This is a genomic window from Bacillus sp. FSL R5-0434 (assembly GCF_038004745.1).
Classification (GTDB): Bacteria; Bacillota; Bacilli; order Bacillales; family Bacillaceae; genus Bacillus; species Bacillus halotolerans.
This window is the reverse complement of sequence record NZ_JBBORV010000001.1, coordinates 883,787-903,138: the sequence shown is the minus strand read 5'-3', so window position 1 is coordinate 903,138 and position 19,352 is coordinate 883,787. Positions and strand designations below refer to the sequence as shown.

Genomic DNA, 19,352 nt, shown 5'->3' with positions numbered 1-19,352 from the left:
GAATTTCAATATTGGGAGGAAAAAGATGAAAAAGCATATCAGCATGCTATTTGCATTACTTATGGCCGTTATGGTGCTTTCTGCCTGTAATAGTTCAGAAAGTTCAAGTAACAGCGAGGGGTCAAGCAGCAAAACAAGAACGGTTAAACATGCAATGGGGACATCAGACAACATTCCAGCCCATCCAAAACGGATTGTTGTCTTAACAAATGAAGGAACAGAGGCGCTTTTAGCGCTTGGCATTAAACCTGTCGGGGCCGTGAAGTCATGGAAGGGCGACCCGTGGTATGACTACCTGAAAGACGATATGGAGGGTGTTAAAAACGTCGGGCTAGAAACTGAACCGAATGTGGAAGCCATCGCGGAATTAAAGCCTGATTTGATTATTGGAAATAAAGTGCGCCAAGAAAAGATTTATGATCAGTTAAATGCGATTGCGCCGACGGTTTTCGCTGAATCTTTAGCCGGGAACTGGAAGGATAACCTGACTCTTTATGCCGACGCGGTGAATAAGGCGGACAAAGGCAAAGAAGTCATTGCCAATTTTGATAAGCGCGTTGCCGATATGAAAGATAAGCTTGGCGATCAGACAAACAAAACCGTGTCTGTTGTACGCTTTCTGTCCGGCGAGTCGAGAATCTATTATAAGGATTCATTCTCTGGCATTATTTTAGACCAGCTTGGTTTTAAACGTCCTGAAAAGCAAGTGGAACTATTCAAGAAACAAAAGGACCAATTCACGTTCTCAACAGACAGCAAAGAATCCATTCCTGATATGGATGGCGATGTGCTTTTTTATTTCACTTATAAAGCCGATAATGCAAAAGATAATGAGAAATGGGCCAATCAGTGGACGAGCAGTTCACTATGGAAAAACCTCAAGGCTGTGAAATCAGGGAACGCCCATGAGGTCGATGACGTCGTGTGGACAACCGCAGGCGGAATCAAAGCCGCAAACTATCTGCTTGACGATATTGAAACGTATTTCTTAAAGTCTAAATAAAAAAAAGAACTCCGTCTGTTTAGACGGAGTCTTTTTTGCTTTTGCCGATCAGACGCGTGACGAGGAACATGGTGACAGAAAGAGATCTGTTTTTCCGATACGCCAAGTATTTTCCGCGCCATTCGGGTTTGTATTTTTCTTTAAATGCTCGTAGCCCGCTGAAACTGTACATGTACCGAACATTATTAAAAATGACAGCCGCGAAGCGCTCTGACCAGAAGGATGTAAAGGCCGTGCCGACATTGGCCAAGGGCGCCATGCCCATGTTAAATGACGTGCACCCCTCCTCCTTCGCCCATAAAAACATGCGGATGAACAATGCATCCATAATACCGTTCGGGGCGTCGCTGCGATAGCGCATCAGATCGACCGAGATTTCGCCTTCCTGATACATCGGCATGATATTGGCGAAAGCTACAATGTCCCCTTCGGCATTTTTCATATAGGCGATCGGTGCTCTCTGTAAATATGACGGGTCAAAGAACCCGAGCGAAAAGCCCTTCTCCTTTTTCGAGCCGAGCCATTCATCGGAGATTTGTTTGAGCTCTTCTAAAAACGCTTCTGAAAATGGAGGATGATCAACATGGAAAGTATATTCCTCCCGTTCAAACCGGTTATTGATTGCCCGCAGGCCTGCTTTTTTCTTCCCTGATATGGTAAACGTGTTTAAGTCCACATAGGCTTCCTCGCCAAGTTTAAAAAAGTTATAGCCAAAATCGTGGTACAGCGCCATGTCCTCTCGTTCAATTTGATAAAACAAAACGCTGAAACCCTTTTGATGCGCTTCGTTCAGAAATTCTTCGAGCACGAGCGGGAACGATTCTCTTTGGCCTGACGGATCGCCGAGCACGACCAGCCGTCTTGCAATTTTCCCAAACAGAAGCAATGCATTGCCGTCGCTTGAGAAATAAAACCGCTTATCCCCCAGAAAGCCGAGATGGCTGAGCGCGTTGCCGCCTTTTTCATTGAGAAACGCAGCAAGACGATCAGGGTCAGCTTTCTCTCCGATTGGTTTCGTTCTATTATGATACACCACTGTAAATATGAAGAAGAACAGCGGCACAATGACGTTCGCCATGATGGTTGCATGGGTGATATGCGAAGTGCTGTGGACGAAATATTCGTGGTGCATCACCTTCTTCATCCGATCCCAAATAAAGCCCGCGATCAGATTGTAGTTAAAGAGCGCCACGGTAAACAACGCCACAGCAAATATCATTTGTCCAAGCGTATAGGATGCCTGTTCCCGAACAAATTGTTTTTTCAAGAGCACGAGCAATACGATAATCATCGGCAGTACGAATATTGCACTGATGTTCAGTCCTTTTAAGAAGCTGAATACAAAACCGCCGACAAGCGCTGTAATCGCCATCGTATAGGAGCGTTTTGTCCGTTTATAAAGCTCGATCGGCAAAATCAGCAGAATGAGCGCTGAACTTAAGGACAGTCCGTTGAACAGCAAAAGAGCCGGGCGCGGAATGTGCGGTATGACGGTCAGCCTGTCAATCGGCAAGGAGACTGAAGCCAGGACAATCAGACCGGCAACAAATACAATCAGCGAAAGCGAGCCTTGTAAAATTCTCACTAATATCGCCCGCTGAACGACAAGCAGAACGTTTGTTGTCTCAATTGCCGGTGCGATGCGCGGGTTCGTTTCGAGCCGTTTCATTGTATTTTCGGTCAGGTCGCCGGCAGCAAAGAACAGCCCCAAAACAAATGGAATAAATGAATAGGCGAGCCTGTACAAAACGATTGACGTAACAATGGCTTCCTGATGATAGCCAAGCTGCTCCATACCGAGCAAAAACAAAAGGTCGAACGAGCCGAAACCGCCCGGCACGAGGCTGATCATCCCGCCGATCGCCGCAATGACGAACACCCCGAACACATACCGGATATCAGCATGAATGCCCATGGCGAACAAAGCAAAATAGATGACGACTCCAGCCATGAGCCATTCGGCAACGGAAGCGCCGATATAAGCAAAAATCGGATTTTTCACTTTATCCTCATTTTCTTCGTCTCCGGCTTTGCGGCCTTTTATTTTGGCCACCGCCAAGGATAACGGCAAAATCAGCGCGAAACCGATAACGACTGCCCACAGCCAAGGCTTTTCATGGATCACTTCATCCACTGGCAGCACCCGCGCTGCGACGAAAATGCTGAAAACAGATAGCCCGAGCAGCATAGATGACGTAAGCCAGGCGATTCCTTTCACGAGCGCCTTATGGTCTTTCGTATGCTCCTTATAGAACATCATTCTTAACCCGACACCGGCTAAACCGCCGAACCCGAGCACATTATTAAATGAATTGGCGATCCAGGAAACCCTGAATACCTTTCCGTTTGTGATCGAAAGGCGCAGCGAGTATTTCAGGACGTAATCATACAGCGACATAGCCGCAACAGCCAGCAAGCCGATCAATACAAGGATGAATAAGTCCGTGCGCTCCAGCCCGTTGATAACCATAAGCGTTCGTTTGAATGACAGGTTTGTCAATTCTTTTTTCGACTGATAAAACACAAATAGTAAAACAGCAACAGGAAAAACGATTTTTAAAATTGATAAAGCATTCTTTTTAATCAGCAATGGTCTCTCCAATCATATACAGTTCGATATTTCTTTCCCCAATAATCTCCAACTCATTATACACTACCGCTATTTTTCGGACAAAGTCTCATCTGCGGTTTATGCTGACTTTCTTTCAGCAGTTAAAATCGAGTAATATGGTAAGAGGAGCGAATGACGAGGAAGTGATCAAATGGAATATAACTTACATGATACAACAGTATTAAACGAAAATATTCTTTCATCTGAGGAACGTGAAATTTGGGTGCTTTATATGAAAGTCTTAACATCTGCCGGGCTCGGTGATGTGTCTGAGTGGATGAAGCTGGATATGAGCATGCCGCAAATGAAAGTGCTCATGCTTTTAAACAATCACGGAACGCTGAAGGTCAGTGAAATTGCAGAGAAAATGGGGGCTTCCCTGTCAAATACAACCGGGCTGCTTGACCGCCTTGAGAAGTCCGGCTTTGTTAAACGATCACACTCTGAAGAGGACCGCCGTTCAGTGGTTGTTCATTTAACGGAGAATGCGAAAAATATTTTTCGCGGACTTTATCAAAAGGGCCATATGAAATTGAAGCGTTCCTTGGAGATACTGTCTCCTGATGAAAAGCAAGCTGTTTCCAAAGGGCTTTCTGTTCTTTCCAGAGCGCTGGAGCAGGCTAAAAAAGAATAATGTCAGCGAAGTCTGTCCTCACGCAAACTGCGGAGGCAGACTTTTTTTATTTGACATTTAGTTCATTTTAAATGAATAATATATTCTGAGTGAAGTAAAAGGAGTGATGAATATGCATAAGGCATTGGCAGATCAAAAAAGCCAAAAGTGGGCGATCAGCCTGTTTACCATCGGTGTGTTTATGGCTGCGCTGGATAACGGGATCATCTCCGCTGCGCTGACCACGATAAACGAATCGTTTGCCGTTTCTCCGTCTTGGGGTTCGTGGGGCATTACGCTTTATACGCTCGGTCTCAGCGTCAGTGTGCCGATCGTCGGAAAGCTTTCCGACCGATACGGCAGAAAAAAGCTGTTTCTTATTGAAGTCGGCCTTTTCGGGCTTGGTTCTTTGCTTGTCGCTTTAAGCCAAAGCTTTCCGCTTTTTCTTATCTCACGGCTGATTCAGGCGCTTGGAGGCGGCGGGATTTTCATCATCGGAAGTTCTCACGTCCTTGCTACACTTCCAAAGGAAAAGCAAGGGAAGGCCCTTGGTTTGCTAGGGGCGATGAACGGGATGGCTGCTGTGCTCGGACCCAATATCGGAAGCTTTCTGCTTGATTGGACCGGGTCATGGCATTGGCTGTTTTTGATTAACCTGCCGATTGCAGTGCTGCTGGTTGTTTTCGGTGTATTTTTTATTGTGGAAACCAAAGCGCCGGAGGCCAAACGTCTCGACACGGCCGGAATTTTTCTTCTGTCCTTGTCAATTTTGGCTGTAATGTACGGCATGACAAACCTTGACGGAACAAATCTCTTAAAAAGCCTGGGAGATCCTGAGGTATATGGATTTATTCTAATCGGTATTTTCTGTTTTGCGGCGCTCGTATGGTTTGAGAAACGGATGGAAATGCGCGGGGGCGATCCCATTCTGGCGTATTCTTTACTTCGGAATCACCTGTTTCAGCGAACGCTTATCATCGGTTTATTATCCGGGGGCCTGTTGGCGGCGGTTATTTTTATTCCGTCATATGTTGAGCAATATTTAGGCGTTCCTGCCGCAAAAGCGGGCTATTGGATGACACCTCTTGCCTTAGCTTCCGGAATCGGCGCTTGGCTTGGCGGAGCGCTCACCGACAAAAAAGGACCGGTGAAAACTGTTGTGCTTTCAGGAATTATTTCATGTGCGGGATTTGCTTTATTTCCGCTTTGGGTGACGGAAAAATGGGAGTTTGTCATTGCAAGCGTGGCGGCCGGCATCGGTTTTGGCTTTCTGCTAGGCGCTCCGCTGAATGTTCTTGTATCAGAAGCAGCTAAAGCGAATAAGGGCACGGCGCTCGGCACGCTTTCATTAGTAAGGCAAATCGGACTGACATTGGCGCCTACTCTTTATGCAGGTTTTATCACAGCAGGGTTTGACCAAATCGGCGATGAAATCAGCAGCCGCTTATCGGACAGCGGACAGTCAGGGAAGGCTATGCAGATGATTCCCGAGATCGACAGTTCAGATGTTTCTTCTTTACAAGAACAGATCGAACGCATTCCTGTGCCTGAAGTCAAAACTGCGATAAGCGATGCCATTCATGCCAGTGTTGCCAGCGGCTATGATCATTTATATGCGGCGGCGGCTGTGATTTCTCTGCTGGTGATTGCAGCAATCAGTCTCCCGGCTTTCCGCCGGCAAAAGCGTTAAGACCACCCCATCCGTTTGGAAAGCTCCGTAATATGAGCGATATGGTGATGTGAGTGCCAGACATACAGCCCGAGCGCGTTCTCTAGGGTAATGATCTCTTTTGTATCGGGATGGTAAAATCCGCGCTGAAATTGCTGATCCGTCAGAGTGCGGAGAAGAGCCGTCCATCTTCCGTGAAGCTCCTGCAAAAGCGCGAGTGAACCGCTCGGCTCCGCTGTTTTGGAGTCTTCAAGCTCCGACCATGCTTTTTCATCATACGGACGGATGGCCGGCGTCTCTTCTGTCAAGCTTAATTTAAAACGGATATAGCTGTTCATATGACTGTCAGCCAGATGATGAACAACTTGACGGACGGTCCATCCGCCGTCTCGGTACGGTGTATCAAGCTGGCTGTCCGTCATTCCCTCAACGGCTTGCTTCAGCTTAGCCGGCACTTCCTCCAGCACTTGAATCCATTCTTCTTTCTGCTCGTTTGATATGAATTTCCTAGGTTTGTACTCTCCTATCGGATAGCTTAGATTGGCTGTTGACATGTGCATCTCCCTCCTGAATGCTTTATTCAATCTTTATTATTTTACAAGAAAACCATTGTTTATTGTGTTATTTTCCCATACAATAAAAACGACACTAGTGTCACTTTTATGAGCAGGAGGAGAAAACTATGGGTCAATCATTGTTTTGGAGAAATAAAGGGCTGATGACGCTGTTAGCCTCGCAAACGATTTCTTCCCTTGGCGACTGGCTGCACATTTTGGCCGTCTTAACATTAGCCGCCTTTCAGCTGGATGCTTCTTCACTGGATATGTCTTTTTTAATGATGTCATTTGCACTGCCTGTCATTGTTCTCGGTCCCGTATCGGGTGTGCTTGCAGATCGATTTGACAGAAAAATGATCATGTTTCTGTCTGAAATCGGCCGCACCCTCACCGTTATCAGCTGTGTTTATGTCAGTGAGCTTTGGCAGCTTTACGTATTGCTCAGCCTTCAGAGCTGTTTTTCTTCATTGTTTTCACCTTCTAAAAACGGCAAGCTTAAGGAATTGACATCAGAAGCTTTCCTTCAGCAGGCTGTTTCTATCAGCAGCATCATCGATAACACTGCAAAAATTTTCGGTCCCGCGCTTGGCGGCATAATGGTCGCCGCAGTCTCCATTCATTCCGTTTTCTTCATCAACGCGGGCGCTTTTCTTCTGTCTGCTGTCATTTTGTTTTTGCTTCCGAGAGATGCGTTTCAGCAAACACCCAATACACCTCAAGACAAAACATCAGCACTTGCTTCTATAAAAGAAGGTTTTCTATTTATGAAACAGACACCTCTTCTATTGACGGGCTTGTTCACGGCTTGCTTTGTTCTCTTCATATTGCAGATAGGCGATTCACAGGCTATTATTCTCATCCGCTCTTTTCCCGGTGCGCCGCCCGAACTTGCAGGATGGTGCATGGCCGTAAGCGGGGCCGGCATGCTGCTGACGGCGGCCATTGTAGGGAAAAGGCGAATTTCCTCTTATCTGCTTTATTTCACACTAGGGGCATGTCTGCTTGGAATAGCAACTGGATGTGTGCCATTTCTGGGAGGCCTCGGAATTGTCGGCACAGCACTTTTTACCTTCGCTTTTTTCATCATGGGAGCAGCTTTCGGCCTCGTCCATATCCCGTTTCAAATTCTTGTTCAGACGTCCGTGCCTGTTGATTATAGCGGCAGAGTGTTTGGCGCTATTCAGAGCATGACGACTCTCGCCTCCATTCTCGGCATGGCGGGCGGGGGCGTGCTGGCCGAATTGATCGGCGTATCTCTTGCTTTTCTGATCTGCGGCTGCTTGCTGATTGCGGCCGGATTGACTACACTTATAGGTAAGAAAATGGCAGAAAGCAGGCGATATTTTGTCACCGAAAGTAACAAAGGAGCACAAAGATAAACGGCAAGCGGAGATTTTAGAAGCCGCCAAAACCGTTTTTAAACGAAAAGGATTTGAATTAACGACAATGAAGGACGTTGTGGAGGAATCGGGCTTCAGCAGGGGCGGCGTCTATCTTTATTTTTCCAGTACAGAAGAGATGTTTCGCCGCATCATTGAGGCCGGCCTCGATGAAGGGCTCCGAAAGCTGGATGAATCAGCTGAAAACCGAAGTGTCTGGGATACTATTACCAGCTACCTCGATGGACTGACTGAAGGCCTGCGTGGAGCGGCGGATACATTGGCGCCGGTGCAATTTGAATATTTGGTGACTGCTTGGCGCAATGAAGAACGGCGCGAGTATTTGGAGAAGCGTTATGATCTTTTTGTGACAAGGTTTTCGAAGCTTTTGCAAAAAGGAATCGATCAAGGTGAATTTCAGCCGCTGCAGCCTCTGGCGACGATTACTAAGTTTTTTCTTAATGTGAACGATGGCATGATCCAGAACGCGCTTTATTTCAATGAAGATAAAGCTGATGTATCAGGAATGGCTGAAGCAGCTAAACTGTATTTAAAAACAGTATTGCAAGTGAATCAAACATAAAAATCACGGCAGGAACGTTTCTCCTGCCGTGATTTTTCAGCCTGCGTGGTCTCGCACTTCCATTTTTACTTTTCGCTTCTTCGGCTGATAGATTTTCCCTACAAACAAATATCCATATTTAAACTTGTTCAGTGCCCAGGATGTCAGGATCGGGCCCGCTGTGCAGACGGCAAACAGCAAGAAAACGGCCGGCACGGCGGGAATGTCTGGCATATTTAACAGCAAAACATAGCCAATGATCATAAAATAAGCGTGCAGCAGATAAATCGAAAAGGAATAGTTACTGATAAACATAATGATTTTCGGCACCTGCTTTATGTTAGAAAACAGGTGAAAGCACAGGAAAATCATACTTGTTGAATAAAGCATGATGTCAGGCCGCTTTGAGCTGATCATGCCGACCTCTCCGAAATAAGAAACAGCCACAACCAACGCGGCGGACCCGACCGCAGCGCCGTATACCACCCAGCGGTATTGATTCAGCAGCGCTAAAAACCGCTTGTACTCTTTTCCGCAGTAATAAGCGAGACAAAAGTAGAAAATCCAGCCTGCAAACGGAACCCAGAAGAACGGAAATGAACCGCCTTGTTCAGAAGCGGGTGCCGGACTGGCTGCTGAGAAATAGCCCAAATAAGCGGCTGTCACCACAAACGAAACAGACAGCACCCATTTTGGCGATGCTTTTTTCAAATACTCATGAAAGAGCATGTGCAGGATATAAAATTGGAAGATGACAAGAATGAAATAACCGATAAAGTTTCCTAAAAATACGTTTTCCAGATATTTCTGCACAAACGCCAGAAAAGTCAGCTTTCCCCCCATTGCACTGGCCATCAGCAAGGCATCAATGGCTGCGATAAACAAAAAGGGAATAAAAATCACTTTTCCTCTCTTCTTCAAAAACCCCTCCGGCACCCCGTCAGGATAAGAACGCGCCAGCAAAAACTCAGAGATGAAAATGAAAGCAGGCGTGCTGAACATCAGGAGTGTACGCAAAGAATCAACCGTGTGAGAAATATCAGCAAGTGCTTCCGCCTGAAGCATCAGGACCATTGAAATGATATGGAGCAGAACGACACTTAAGCACGAAATGCAGCGGATCACAAAAATTTCTTTGATTTGCATAACAGCGCTCCTTTATTTCAAATTTTTAGAAATCGATGGTTGTACCATAACACACCTGCTTCAATTGAAAAAAGTGCCTGATTTCTTATCTTTCAGTATGCATGAACGACTAAGACCCATAAAGACCCATAACTTTTTGGCATACCGCCCTCAGCCATTTGTCCCGTACAGCCGGTCTGCTATGCTTGACGCACGGGAACAGTGTCCTGTTCACTTTTTTGATTCCGCAAAATTACAAAATGCCTTTTTGATAGTAATCTAATCCGCGATTTGCCTCGGCATCCACGAGTGAAATTACCAAAAAATCCGGCGTTGCGGATGAGACAATTTGTCTCGAAGACGGTGGCTCCCGCATTTGCGAAAACCTTCAGCAATGAAGTGTTCATTCGGGAAGTGCTGAATAACTGTATTAGAACTTACAAAAAGGTCCGTGTTCGTTCTGACTTTCTGCTCTTTTCAACCTGTCAGAAAACAAAAAACCTGCTGTAACCAAACAGCAGGTTTTAACATAGCCGCATATCTTTGAAGCATCAGTTCGTATTTAATCCTCCGCCATTCAATCCTTCTTTGATATAGGCGTTGACTTGGCTATTAGAAAGCAATCCAATATGTCCAATGCCATACAGTTGGATGTTTCTGGCTCCTTGTAATCGAGACAAGCTATTGATGACAATTTCATCATTCAGACTGTAGATCGATGTATAGAGGATCTTTTGATTAGGATCTGTACCCGGCAGCGCAACAGATGACACTAAACCATTAGCCCCTCCGAGCGTGACAACATTTTGAATCTTATTGCCCCCGCCTAAATATTTTATAGCATACAGCGTATTGGCTCCTCCCATGCTATGAGCCACAATATCTACTTTTTTTGCTCCTGTTTCTTTTAAAACACGATCAATATATGCTGCAAGCTGCGGTCCGTTATTTAGGTTATTCCCTGTCTTATCATAAAAATCAATCGCATACAGTTTATTGCTTTGCCAGCCCTGAGAGATTAAGTAATTTTTAATAGCAAAAAAATTGTATGATGCACCGCTAATCCCATGAACAAGAACAACAGGGTTATGTGCTGTTTCTGCCTTTGCACTTGAAGGCGGAGCTGCTAGAATAGACAAAATTATTGATAGACAAATAGTTGATGCAATAAGTAATCTTTTCATTTGACGTTTCTCCTCAATTATGTATTTACCAGAATGATTATACAATTAAATTTAAACTTGGTAAATATAAACTTATCAGAATCTTCAATTTACCTATTATTTTGATTAAGTCCTAATTCTATCGATTGGCAGTTGTCTGCAGTACACTTGATCCATATACTCGAAAGAAACTTGAAAGGACAATAAGCGTAGGAGACATGCGGTTGTGTTCCCAGTCTCCCTTTCCTATAATATAGGGAACAGATGAAAGCTAAACATGAGATGGCATTCACTATTTTATATAGGACGAGTATCAAGAAGGAATTCAATTTTGTTTTCCGTATAAGAGAAAAGAACGATACGATTTTGCGGCAGGGCATTTAAAAAACTTCTGGTTTGCAAAAACAGCCATAGACACGGAGGACAGCATGAGAGTATTAAAATACGCCATATTAGGGCTTTTACGAAAAGGCGAATTGAGCGGATATGATATTACAAGTTATTTCAAAGCAGAGCTCGGCCAGTTTTGGAGCGCCAAGCACAGCCAGATTTATCCGGAGCTCAAAAAGCTGACAGATGAAGGCTTTATCACATTCCGGACAACGATTCAGGGCACAAAACTTGAGAAAAAAATGTATACCCTGACAGACAGCGGAAAACAGGAGCTTCACGTGTGGCTGACCCGCCACCACCCTATTCCGGAAACAGTGAAGGATGAATTTATGCTGAAGGCTTATTTCATTTCTTCTCTGTCACGCCAGGAGGCAGCCGACTTGTTTACAGACCAGCTACTGAAGCGCAAGGAGAAGCTCGCTGATCTGCAAGGCAGTTATGAAAAGCTAATGGCCTCAGCGGAGCCAATGTCGTTTCCTTCACCGGATTTCGGCCACTATCTGGTACTGACAAAAGCGCTGGAACGGGAAAAGAATTACGTATCCTGGCTGGAGCATATTTTAGCCATGATACAAGAGAATACCCAGGAGCGGCCTTAATCGAAGGTGACTGGCCGTCCGGCAAACAACACTTGGAACAAAGACTGAACCTGACAGAACACACGATATAATGATAAAAGCATCTGCCCGGAGGCGGATGCTTTTACGTTCGGAGCGCTTTCAGCCCCGCTGTGAAGGTGACGGCGGCAAAAGCAAGCAAGATGCCGCAAATGCCGAGTATATCCGTGATGGTTGCCCCGTTAGCGATAATTTCTGTCAGTCCGTTCATCGCCCACTTTTGCGGGAGAAAGTCAGCAACGGACTGCATCAGCTTCGGCTCAATTTCTATCGGCCAATACATTCCGCTCACCATACACGTCGCAATAACGAACAAGTTGCCGAAAGCAAGCTGCTGTTCTGGCGTTCTGACATGAGCAGCAATCATCAGCCCGATGCCAACGACTGCTAACAGAAAAAAGGATACTAACACGATCAGCGCAGCCGGATTGCCCCATCTGATTCCAAACAGCCAATGGGATGCGAGAAGCAGCATTCCAAATTGAATCCAGCCAATCACAAAGAATGACAGCACATACCCCGCTCCGATTTCCGCGCGGCTGACAGACGCGGTGAGCAGTCTCGGCCAGACGCCGCTTTTTCGCGCTTCTAATATCGTGCCGGCTGCCCCCATTATTGTCAGCATCACAAACAGAATGGAAAAGCCTGCAGCTCGTGAAGCTGTGCCACTTACACCCTTGCCTTCTTTTTTATCATTGAGAGATTCCCGTTTTACAGCTGGGGCGCTATCTCCATGATCTTTGGCGATTACCGTTTTATAAGCCGATTTCCAGCTCTCCCCCGCCGCCTCGGCCGCTGTTTTTGCCGCGGTTACCTGAATGTTGAGCTTTGCCAGCTTGCTTTCGGCATACTGTTTAGCGACTGGCGCTTCTGTCAGATCTGGACCGTGGCTGAAGACCAGCTCCGGCTTCTCTCCTTTTTCCAGCTTCTCTTGGAAAGAGCGGGAAATGGTGATGACTCCGGCAATTTTCTTTTGTTTCAGTTTTTCTGAAGCTTTGCTTTTAGTTATTGTTTGAAATGTATACATATCATCATGTTGCTTGAGCTCCCGGATATAATGCTGTGAAAGAAGCGTGTCATCCTGATCGACGATCGCAAGCCGCACCTTATCATCATTTCCGCCGAGCAGACCGCCGAATACAAAGGTCAGCAGCAGCGGGGCAGCGAACATCATTAAATAGTTCTGCGGCTTCTTAAAAATGAGAGAAAGCTCAACGCCGCAAATGGCTATGATTTTTTTCACCGTGTTTTACCTCCTTATCTTGTGTGAAGCCTTCTGATGCCAACAGCCAGTGAACAAAGACCGATTGCCGCAAAAAGAAGGACCGGCGTTTGAAGTTCAGCCCAGCCTCCCCCCTCCATTAAGGAAAGAAAGCCCTCGAGCGCCCATCGATTTGGCACCGCCTTTGAAACAGATTGCAGAAAATCCGGAAATTGATAAATCGGAAGCATAGAACCGCCGAGAACGGCAAGCACCTGAATTCCAAAACCTCCTAAAACATCTGCTGACTTCATATCGCTGATGCACGAAGCAAGAAGCATTGAAATGCCGGATACAGCTGCTGCGTAGGAAAGCCCCAGCACGCACACAAACAAGAGATTGTCTCCCCAGTCCACATCAAATATATTGATGGTCACAATAAGAAAAATGAAAAATTGTATAATGGCAAACAAATAGGTTCCGAGCCACTTCCCGAAGAGAATGGCGTATTTTTGTGCAGGCGTCATCAGCAGTCTGGCAAGGGTTTCTGTTTCCTTTTCCAGCAAAAATGATTTCGCGCCGACCGTCATATGAAACAGCATAAACATGCAAAGCATTGCCGCCGAATAGTATTGAAAACTGGTAACTTCTTTTGCGCCGACTGATTTCTCAGTAACAGCAAGCCTGGCACCCGCTTCTTTTTCAAGCGTCTTAGCAAGATTTTCTGCAATGAGGGCAGGATTGAGCTTTCCTTGTTTTACAGCTTCCGTCTTGGTAACATATTCCATCGAGGCGGATACCGCTTCTCGTACCGCCTTGTATTGGTCTATAAAAGATACTGCAGCCGTTTCTATGATAGAGCTTTTTAATTCCTGATCAGTGCCAGCATAGACAGCGGCCGGTTTCTTGCCGGATCCCCAATGTGCCGGGACGGCAATTCCGACATCAATTTTCTTTTCCGCCAGCAGCTTTTTCATTTCCTTTTTACTGCCGGCTTCTGTGACCTTGATCATCTTCATTTTTTCAAGTACGTCTGTTTTAAACATCTTCGACGCGCCTGACTGATCAGACTGGACATAGCCGACTTTGATTTCATCAATCTCGCTGCCTCCGCCAAGGATTGATCCAAGAGCGGCCCCTAATATGGCTGTTAAAATCAGCGGCATTAGGATAAGCATCATAAACCCTTTTTTGTCCGTGATTCTGATTTTGACATCTTTCCATGCGATCCATATTGCTTTTTTCATCGCCGCCCCTCCTAATCCCGCAATGTGCGGCCTGTCAGATTCAGAAACAGCCGTTCCAGATTTGGTTCCTGAACCTGAAGAGACAGGAGATTCGTTTGATGGGCAGCGGCTTCCGCGAGCAGGCTGGTGACTACTTTCTCATGGTGCGCCGCAGCAACCTCAATTTTGAGCTCAGATTCACTCACTGTCACATCATTCACATGGGCAAGCGAGCGGACAGCTGAAAGAAATCCTTCATCTGCCCCGCTGACAGTCATCTGGATGATCGTGTCTCCTCCAAGACGGCTGCACAAGTCGTTTTTTGTGCCGATCGCAATCATTTCTCCCTGATCAATAATGCCGATCCGGTCGCATAAATACTCGACCTCTTCCATGTAGTGACTCGTATAGATCACGGTCATGCCTGTTTCGTTGAGCTGTTTGACCGTTTCTAAAATATGATTTCTCGATTGAGGGTCGATGCCGACGGTCGGTTCATCCATGATAAGCAGCTCAGGCTTATGCATAAGGGCGGCGCCTATGTTAATTCTCCGTTTCATTCCGCCGGAGAATGTTTCGATTTTATCTTTAGCCCGCTCAGTAAGCCCTACATATTCAAGGACTTCTGTTGATCTTTTTTTGGCCTCTCCATGCGTGAGTCCATACATTTTCCCCCAGAATACGAGATTTTCTTGAGCCGTCAGTGTCGGGTACAGGGCGATTTCCTGCGGGACGATGCCGATTTTTTGTTTGGCTTTGTTCGTGTCTTTGCCGATGACATACCCGCCGACTGTAATCTCCCCTCCGTCAAGCGGCACAAGTCCGGAAATCATAGAAATGGTTGTGGACTTCCCCGCTCCGTTCGGTCCGAGAAGTCCGAACGACTCACCCTTTCTCAAGGAAAAAGAGATTCCTTTGACAATTGTTTTTTTTCCGTATGCCTTTTTGATATTTTCTGCTTGAAGCACGCCGTTTCACTCCTTTTTTTATCCCATTGCCATTGTAGAAGAGATTGAGGCGTGAAACATGTGGCGCCGGATAGAACATCGGGCATAAAAAAAAGGCCTGTGACAGGCCTTTTCAGGGCAACGCATATGCCAAACGTCATCTATCAAAAGACAGATACGCCATGTCTGACGGAATAAATGGCGGCTTGGGTTCTGTCTCTGACCGACAGTTTGCTGATAATGTTTGACACGTGATTTTTCACTGTTCCTTCTGTAATGTACAGCTTTTCGGCAATTTCTTTATTGTTCAGTCCGTACCCGAGCTCAGCCAGCACTTCCATTTCACGCTCGGTCAGGTCGAGCAGTTCCTTCGGTTTTTCTTTCTCTTCCGTTCCTTTCAGCTGTTTTTCTCGTTTCCATTCATTCAGCATTTGGGCTGTGAGTTCCGGCGGGAGCACCATTCCTCCTGATTGAACAGTCATCACCGCTTTCACAATCGTATCGGCTGACATGTCCTTTAACAGGTACCCGCTTGCCCCTTCTTCAAGCGCTTCGGCAATCAGCTCTGAATCTTTAAAGGTCGTCAGCATCAGCACCTTTACGCCCGGCAGCGAGCTGGTGATCAATTTTGTTCCCTCCACCCCGTTGGACACCGGCATGCGGATGTCCATCAATACGATATCCGGTTCCAGCTCTTTCGCCTTTTCAAAGGCTTCCTGTCCGTTTCGCGCCGTGGCGATGACATCGAGCTCTTCCCGGAGCTGAAGCAGAGACGCCAGCCCTTCTCTGACGATATCCTGATCGTCGGTAATGATGATTTTAATCATGATAAACTCTCCTTTTGCTGTGCGGGCCCAAAGCTCCATTTTTTATTAGCCAAAGAAAATTCCGCAATCACGGTAAATCCTTGATCCCGCTCGCTTTCAAAACGGATCATCCCGCCATGCTCGGCCGCCCGCTTTTTCATATTCAAGAGACCAAATCCCAGCGCGGCCTCAGGATTTCCTTTTCCGTCATCTTTAATTAAAAGACTGACTGTTTCCGGTGAACACGTGAGCTGAATCGAGCAGGCAGTGGCGCCGCCGTGACGTTTTGCATTGGTCAGCGCCTCCTGCACCGTTCTGATCACAGTCGGATGCAGAGACAGCGGGACCAGCGCAGGATCGCCGCTGACCGTCAGTTCGGATGTGACGCCCGCATTTTTGTAAAAGTCTTCTGTCAGTTGTTTCAGCGATTCAATGAATGAGGGATCGTTCTCCGTTTGCAGGGTTCGGACTGATAAGCGGATATCGCCGAGTGCTTCACGGGCGAGCGTTTCACAGACGCCGACTGTCTCATCTGCTTTTCGGCTGTCTCTTTTTTGCCATTCACGCAGAAGCTGCAGCTGGACAAGAAGCGCCGTCATTTTGTGCCCTACTGTATCATGGATGTCCCGTGCCATTCTGTTCCGCTCGTGAATGGCAGTGAGTTCTTCGACCTGCTTCGCATATAAATGCAGCTCCTGGTGTGCTGCTGACAGCGCCCGATGCGAATCCGTCAGTTCCTGAAACTGCTGTTTTGCCGTTTCTTGTGCTTCAAGAAGTTTGCGGATTAATTTGCCGACCACCCCGCAGAACACCACAAATGTCATGCTGGTGATGTGATCCATGACGTATTCATTGCCGGCTAGCAGATATGTACGTATGAGGACAATTGAAAACAAAATTGAGCAAAGACATAACAAAAACCATGCCATTTTTCTATTGAACCCGCGCAGAAAAAATGCGACAGCTACCGGGCATAGCATAATAATGAACAAACCATTGCCGGGAAACATGAATCCAAACGAAAAGCCGACCGTAAGATCAATCAGACAAAACCAGACGTCATACTTCTCTGTTTTCAGCAGAAAATGATTGGCTGCATACACGGCAGCTCCTAACGCTATAAATAGATATTCAAACCAGTTATCATCCTTTACGAGGGACAGATACATCGAACAGCTCACCATCAAGGTGAAAATTCTTGTAAATAAAAGAGCCTTCACGCTCATCACTCCTATAAGCAATTCCTTTCTTATCATACCTGCCTCTTGTTATTTTTTACAGATGTTTCTGGAAAATAAAAACCGCATATGAACTTTATGTCATATGCGGCGCTTCCACTTATTTATTTGAATTCAACCCAGACTGATCCTTGGTCTGCTGAACGCACGCAATTCTCAATCCAGCGGATGCCCTCGATCCCTGCATCAATGTCAGGATAGACTAAGTTGTTCAAGGTTTCTTCATCTTCGCGATTTTTAGCGTCAATTGCTATGGCAAACTTAAGATAAATATTGGCCCACGCCTCTGACAGCCCTTCGCTGTGTAAGGCGCCGAGACGTTCATCGGCGCTGCATGCACCATCTAAATATGGCATGCCGCGAACGAGTGTCTGAATCGGCTCTCCCTGCACTTCATACGTCAGTTCGTTCGGTTTGCTGTCCCACCATTCGATGCTTGCTTTAGAGCCAACAATTCTGATTCTGTGGCCATCCATACACCCTGCATTGATTGATGATGTCCACATCGTCCCGACCGCCCCGTTTTCATAATGCATTAGCACATGGGCATTATCCTCAAGCGGCGTGCGGCTGCCGACGAAGCTCTGGCGGTCACACAGCAGCTCTTTTATTTTCATATGCGGCATAATAAGCTGCGACATATAATACGTGTGGGTAGATAAATCGCCCAGCACAAAGCTTGGCCCGGCGATCGCAGGGTCGACACGCCATTTCTGTGCAGCGCTTATGTTTTCGCCTTCATCTGCTGCACAAAAACCGTGTGTGTACTGCAAGTCAACCACACGAATATCGCCGATCTTGCCCTGCTCAATTATCGCACGCATTTGAAGGAGCATTTGATTGCCGGAAAAACCGTATGTCACGCCGACAATTTTCCCTTTTTTCTCCGCGAGCGCTTTGATTTCATAGCCCTCTTCTGAAGTGAAGAACAGCGGTTTTTCACAAATGACATGCAGATCTGCTTCAAGCGCTGCCTTACAGATCTCATAATGAGTGCCGTTCGGAGTGGCAATCGATACAACCTCTATGCCATCCTCTCTTTTCGTTTCCTCCGCAAACATTGTTTGATAGTCGGGATAACAGCGTTCCGCTTCCACTCCGAGGTTCACCCCGAAGTCTTTTCCTCTTTCGGCATCGATATCAAAGGCGCCTGCGGTTAATTGAAAGGCAGTATTGTCTCTCAGCGCTCCAATACGATGTTTATATCCAACCTGGCTGAGCCGCCCGCCGCCTACCATTGCCCAGCGCAGCGGTTTTGAAATGGTTCTTTCTCCATTTAGCATGATGAAAACCTCCTATTGGCTGATGGTTTGTTTTAAAGCTTCTATCGATGTGCGGATGCCCGCTTCCGGTGACATCGTCAGGTCCTCCATTTCTAAGGAAACCTCACCGTCATACCCCATCATTTTTACGACTGAAAAAAATTCCTTCCACCACTGTAAATCCTGTCCGCAGCCGACAGCTACATAATTCCATGCCCGGTTTGCAGGATCTGTCACTTCTTTTGTTTCTAACAGCCCGTTAACCGCAGCTAAATGTCTTTCAATTCTGACATCTTTTCCGTGAACATGGTGAATGGCTTCTCCGAGCTCCCTTGCTGCGATGATTGGGTCTGCGCCCATCCATAACAAATGGCTCGGGTCAAGATTCAAACCGACCATCGGGCCGACTGCATTTCTGAGCCGAAAGAGAGTCTCAGGATTATAGACTAATTGAGAGCTGAAATTTTCAAGCGCGATTTTTTCAACACCGCAGGCTTCCGCTTTTTTGACAAGCTCCTTCCAATACGGAATCGCAACATCTTCCCATTGATAATTGAGTATATCTTTTAAAACAGGAGGCCAGCTCACTGTGTATGTGATCCAGTTCGGCACTTTGTCGTCCGGGCCGCCGGCTGGCAGGCCGCTCATCATGATCACTTTTTTGACGCCTAATAATCCAGCCAGCTCCATCGTTTTGTCAGTTACTTCTCTGTGCAATTTGCCCAGTTCGCCTGGATCCAAAGGATTCCCCGAGCAGTTTAAAGCGCAAAGTGTCATATTCCGCTTTTCCAGCGCTGCTGAAAATTCTTCTCTTTTGTGACTGCTTTGCAGCAGTTCATCAAGATTCAAGTGAGGCGCAGGCGACCAGCCTCCGGTTGTCATTTCAAGCGTATCAATGCCAAGCTCCGCGGCAAAATTGAGCATTTCTTCAAAAGGCAAATGTCCTAAACTGTCTGTTACATAAGATAGTTTCATTGATA

Annotated in this window: 17 protein-coding genes; 6 read left to right on the top strand and 11 right to left on the bottom strand. The window is 46.5% G+C overall.

Translation table 11 applies throughout. From position 1 onward, the window contains the following. Nucleotides 1-25 precede the first annotated feature (25 nt). Nucleotides 26-1,003 (top strand): ABC transporter substrate-binding protein, encoded by a 978-nt coding sequence (locus NYE43_RS04540; protein ID WP_101860268.1) that lies wholly within the window; start codon nucleotides 26-28, stop codon nucleotides 1,001-1,003. Between the two features lie 19 nt (nucleotides 1,004-1,022). Here the strand turns inward: NYE43_RS04540 and mprF are convergent, their stop codons facing one another. Continuing rightward, nucleotides 1,023-3,593, bottom strand: coding sequence for a bifunctional lysylphosphatidylglycerol flippase/synthetase MprF (mprF, locus tag NYE43_RS04535; protein ID WP_326323666.1), 2,571 nt, complete (start codon nucleotides 3,591-3,593; stop codon nucleotides 1,023-1,025). 172 nt (nucleotides 3,594-3,765) lie between these two features. Here mprF and NYE43_RS04530 point away from each other — a divergent pair, with 172 nt between their 5' ends. Then, the gene (locus tag NYE43_RS04530) at nucleotides 3,766-4,248 is read left to right on the top strand and encodes a MarR family transcriptional regulator (RefSeq protein ID WP_024120638.1); all 483 of its coding nucleotides are present in this window, start codon (nucleotides 3,766-3,768) and stop codon (nucleotides 4,246-4,248) included. 112 nt (nucleotides 4,249-4,360) lie between these two features. Further along, on the top strand, nucleotides 4,361-5,917 hold the full coding sequence (locus NYE43_RS04525; RefSeq protein WP_024120637.1) for an MFS transporter: 1,557 nt from the start codon (nucleotides 4,361-4,363) through the stop codon (nucleotides 5,915-5,917). Here the strand turns inward: NYE43_RS04525 and bstA are convergent. Continuing rightward, the gene (bstA, locus tag NYE43_RS04520) at nucleotides 5,914-6,450 is read right to left on the bottom strand and encodes a bacillithiol transferase BstA (protein WP_024120636.1); all 537 of its coding nucleotides are present in this window, start codon (nucleotides 6,448-6,450) and stop codon (nucleotides 5,914-5,916) included. The genes NYE43_RS04525 and bstA overlap by 4 nt on opposite strands. Nucleotides 6,451-6,578: 128 nt before the next feature. On the opposite strand from bstA, the gene NYE43_RS04515 reads away from it, so the two are divergent. Both NYE43_RS04515 and NYE43_RS04510 read left to right on the top strand, forming a co-directional pair. Continuing rightward, nucleotides 6,579-7,832: an MFS transporter gene (locus NYE43_RS04515; protein ID WP_024120635.1), complete on the top strand. Its 1,254-nt coding sequence runs from the start codon at nucleotides 6,579-6,581 to the stop codon at nucleotides 7,830-7,832. Further along, the gene (locus tag NYE43_RS04510; protein WP_024120634.1) at nucleotides 7,798-8,415 is read left to right on the top strand and encodes a TetR/AcrR family transcriptional regulator; all 618 of its coding nucleotides are present in this window, start codon (nucleotides 7,798-7,800) and stop codon (nucleotides 8,413-8,415) included. Before NYE43_RS04515 ends, NYE43_RS04510 begins: the two co-directional genes overlap by 35 nt. A 36-nt stretch (nucleotides 8,416-8,451) precedes the next feature. On the opposite strand, the gene NYE43_RS04505 is transcribed toward NYE43_RS04510, so the two are convergent. Together NYE43_RS04505 and NYE43_RS04500 are read right to left on the bottom strand one after the other, a co-directional pair. Next, nucleotides 8,452-9,540: an acyltransferase family protein gene (locus tag NYE43_RS04505; protein ID WP_341061072.1), complete on the bottom strand. Its 1,089-nt coding sequence runs from the start codon at nucleotides 9,538-9,540 to the stop codon at nucleotides 8,452-8,454. Between the two features lie 530 nt (nucleotides 9,541-10,070). Next, complete coding sequence (locus NYE43_RS04500) at nucleotides 10,071-10,703, bottom strand: esterase/lipase family protein (RefSeq protein WP_341061071.1); 633 nt, start codon at nucleotides 10,701-10,703, stop codon at nucleotides 10,071-10,073. A 407-nt stretch (nucleotides 10,704-11,110) separates the two neighbouring features. Here NYE43_RS04500 and NYE43_RS04495 point away from each other — a divergent pair, with 407 nt between their 5' ends. Then, the gene (locus NYE43_RS04495) at nucleotides 11,111-11,674 is read left to right on the top strand and encodes a PadR family transcriptional regulator (protein WP_326323667.1); all 564 of its coding nucleotides are present in this window, start codon (nucleotides 11,111-11,113) and stop codon (nucleotides 11,672-11,674) included. Between the two features lie 103 nt (nucleotides 11,675-11,777). Here the strand turns inward: NYE43_RS04495 and NYE43_RS04490 are convergent, their stop codons facing one another. The 7 genes from NYE43_RS04490 to NYE43_RS04460 all read right to left on the bottom strand — a co-directional run bounded on the left by NYE43_RS04490 (nucleotide 11,778) and on the right by NYE43_RS04460 (nucleotide 19,347). Continuing rightward, a complete protein-coding gene (locus NYE43_RS04490) occupies nucleotides 11,778-12,935 on the bottom strand; it encodes an ABC transporter permease (protein ID WP_326323668.1) in 1,158 nt (385 codons plus the stop codon). Nucleotides 12,936-12,949: 14 nt separating this feature from the next. Further along, nucleotides 12,950-14,140: an ABC transporter permease gene (locus NYE43_RS04485; RefSeq protein WP_326323669.1), complete on the bottom strand. Its 1,191-nt coding sequence runs from the start codon at nucleotides 14,138-14,140 to the stop codon at nucleotides 12,950-12,952. Nucleotides 14,141-14,151: 11 nt separating this feature from the next. Further along, the gene (locus NYE43_RS04480; RefSeq protein WP_326323670.1) at nucleotides 14,152-15,087 is read right to left on the bottom strand and encodes an ABC transporter ATP-binding protein; all 936 of its coding nucleotides are present in this window, start codon (nucleotides 15,085-15,087) and stop codon (nucleotides 14,152-14,154) included. Between the two features lie 143 nt (nucleotides 15,088-15,230). Then, nucleotides 15,231-15,893 carry a two-component system response regulator LnrK gene (lnrK, locus tag NYE43_RS04475; RefSeq protein ID WP_095714604.1) on the bottom strand — a complete coding sequence of 221 codons (663 nt, stop codon included), beginning with the start codon at nucleotides 15,891-15,893 and terminating at the stop codon, nucleotides 15,231-15,233. Then, nucleotides 15,890-17,092 carry a sensor histidine kinase gene (locus NYE43_RS04470; protein ID WP_038954171.1) on the bottom strand — a complete coding sequence of 401 codons (1,203 nt, stop codon included), beginning with the start codon at nucleotides 17,090-17,092 and terminating at the stop codon, nucleotides 15,890-15,892. The genes lnrK and NYE43_RS04470 overlap by 4 nt, the downstream gene beginning before the upstream one ends. A 122-nt stretch (nucleotides 17,093-17,214) precedes the next feature. Beyond that, complete coding sequence (locus NYE43_RS04465; protein ID WP_101860276.1) at nucleotides 17,215-18,396, bottom strand: Gfo/Idh/MocA family protein; 1,182 nt, start codon at nucleotides 18,394-18,396, stop codon at nucleotides 17,215-17,217. A gap of 9 nt (nucleotides 18,397-18,405) precedes the next feature. After that, on the bottom strand, nucleotides 18,406-19,347 hold the full coding sequence (locus NYE43_RS04460; protein ID WP_024120624.1) for a sugar phosphate isomerase/epimerase family protein: 942 nt from the start codon (nucleotides 19,345-19,347) through the stop codon (nucleotides 18,406-18,408). Between the last annotated feature and the right edge of the window lie 5 nt (nucleotides 19,348-19,352).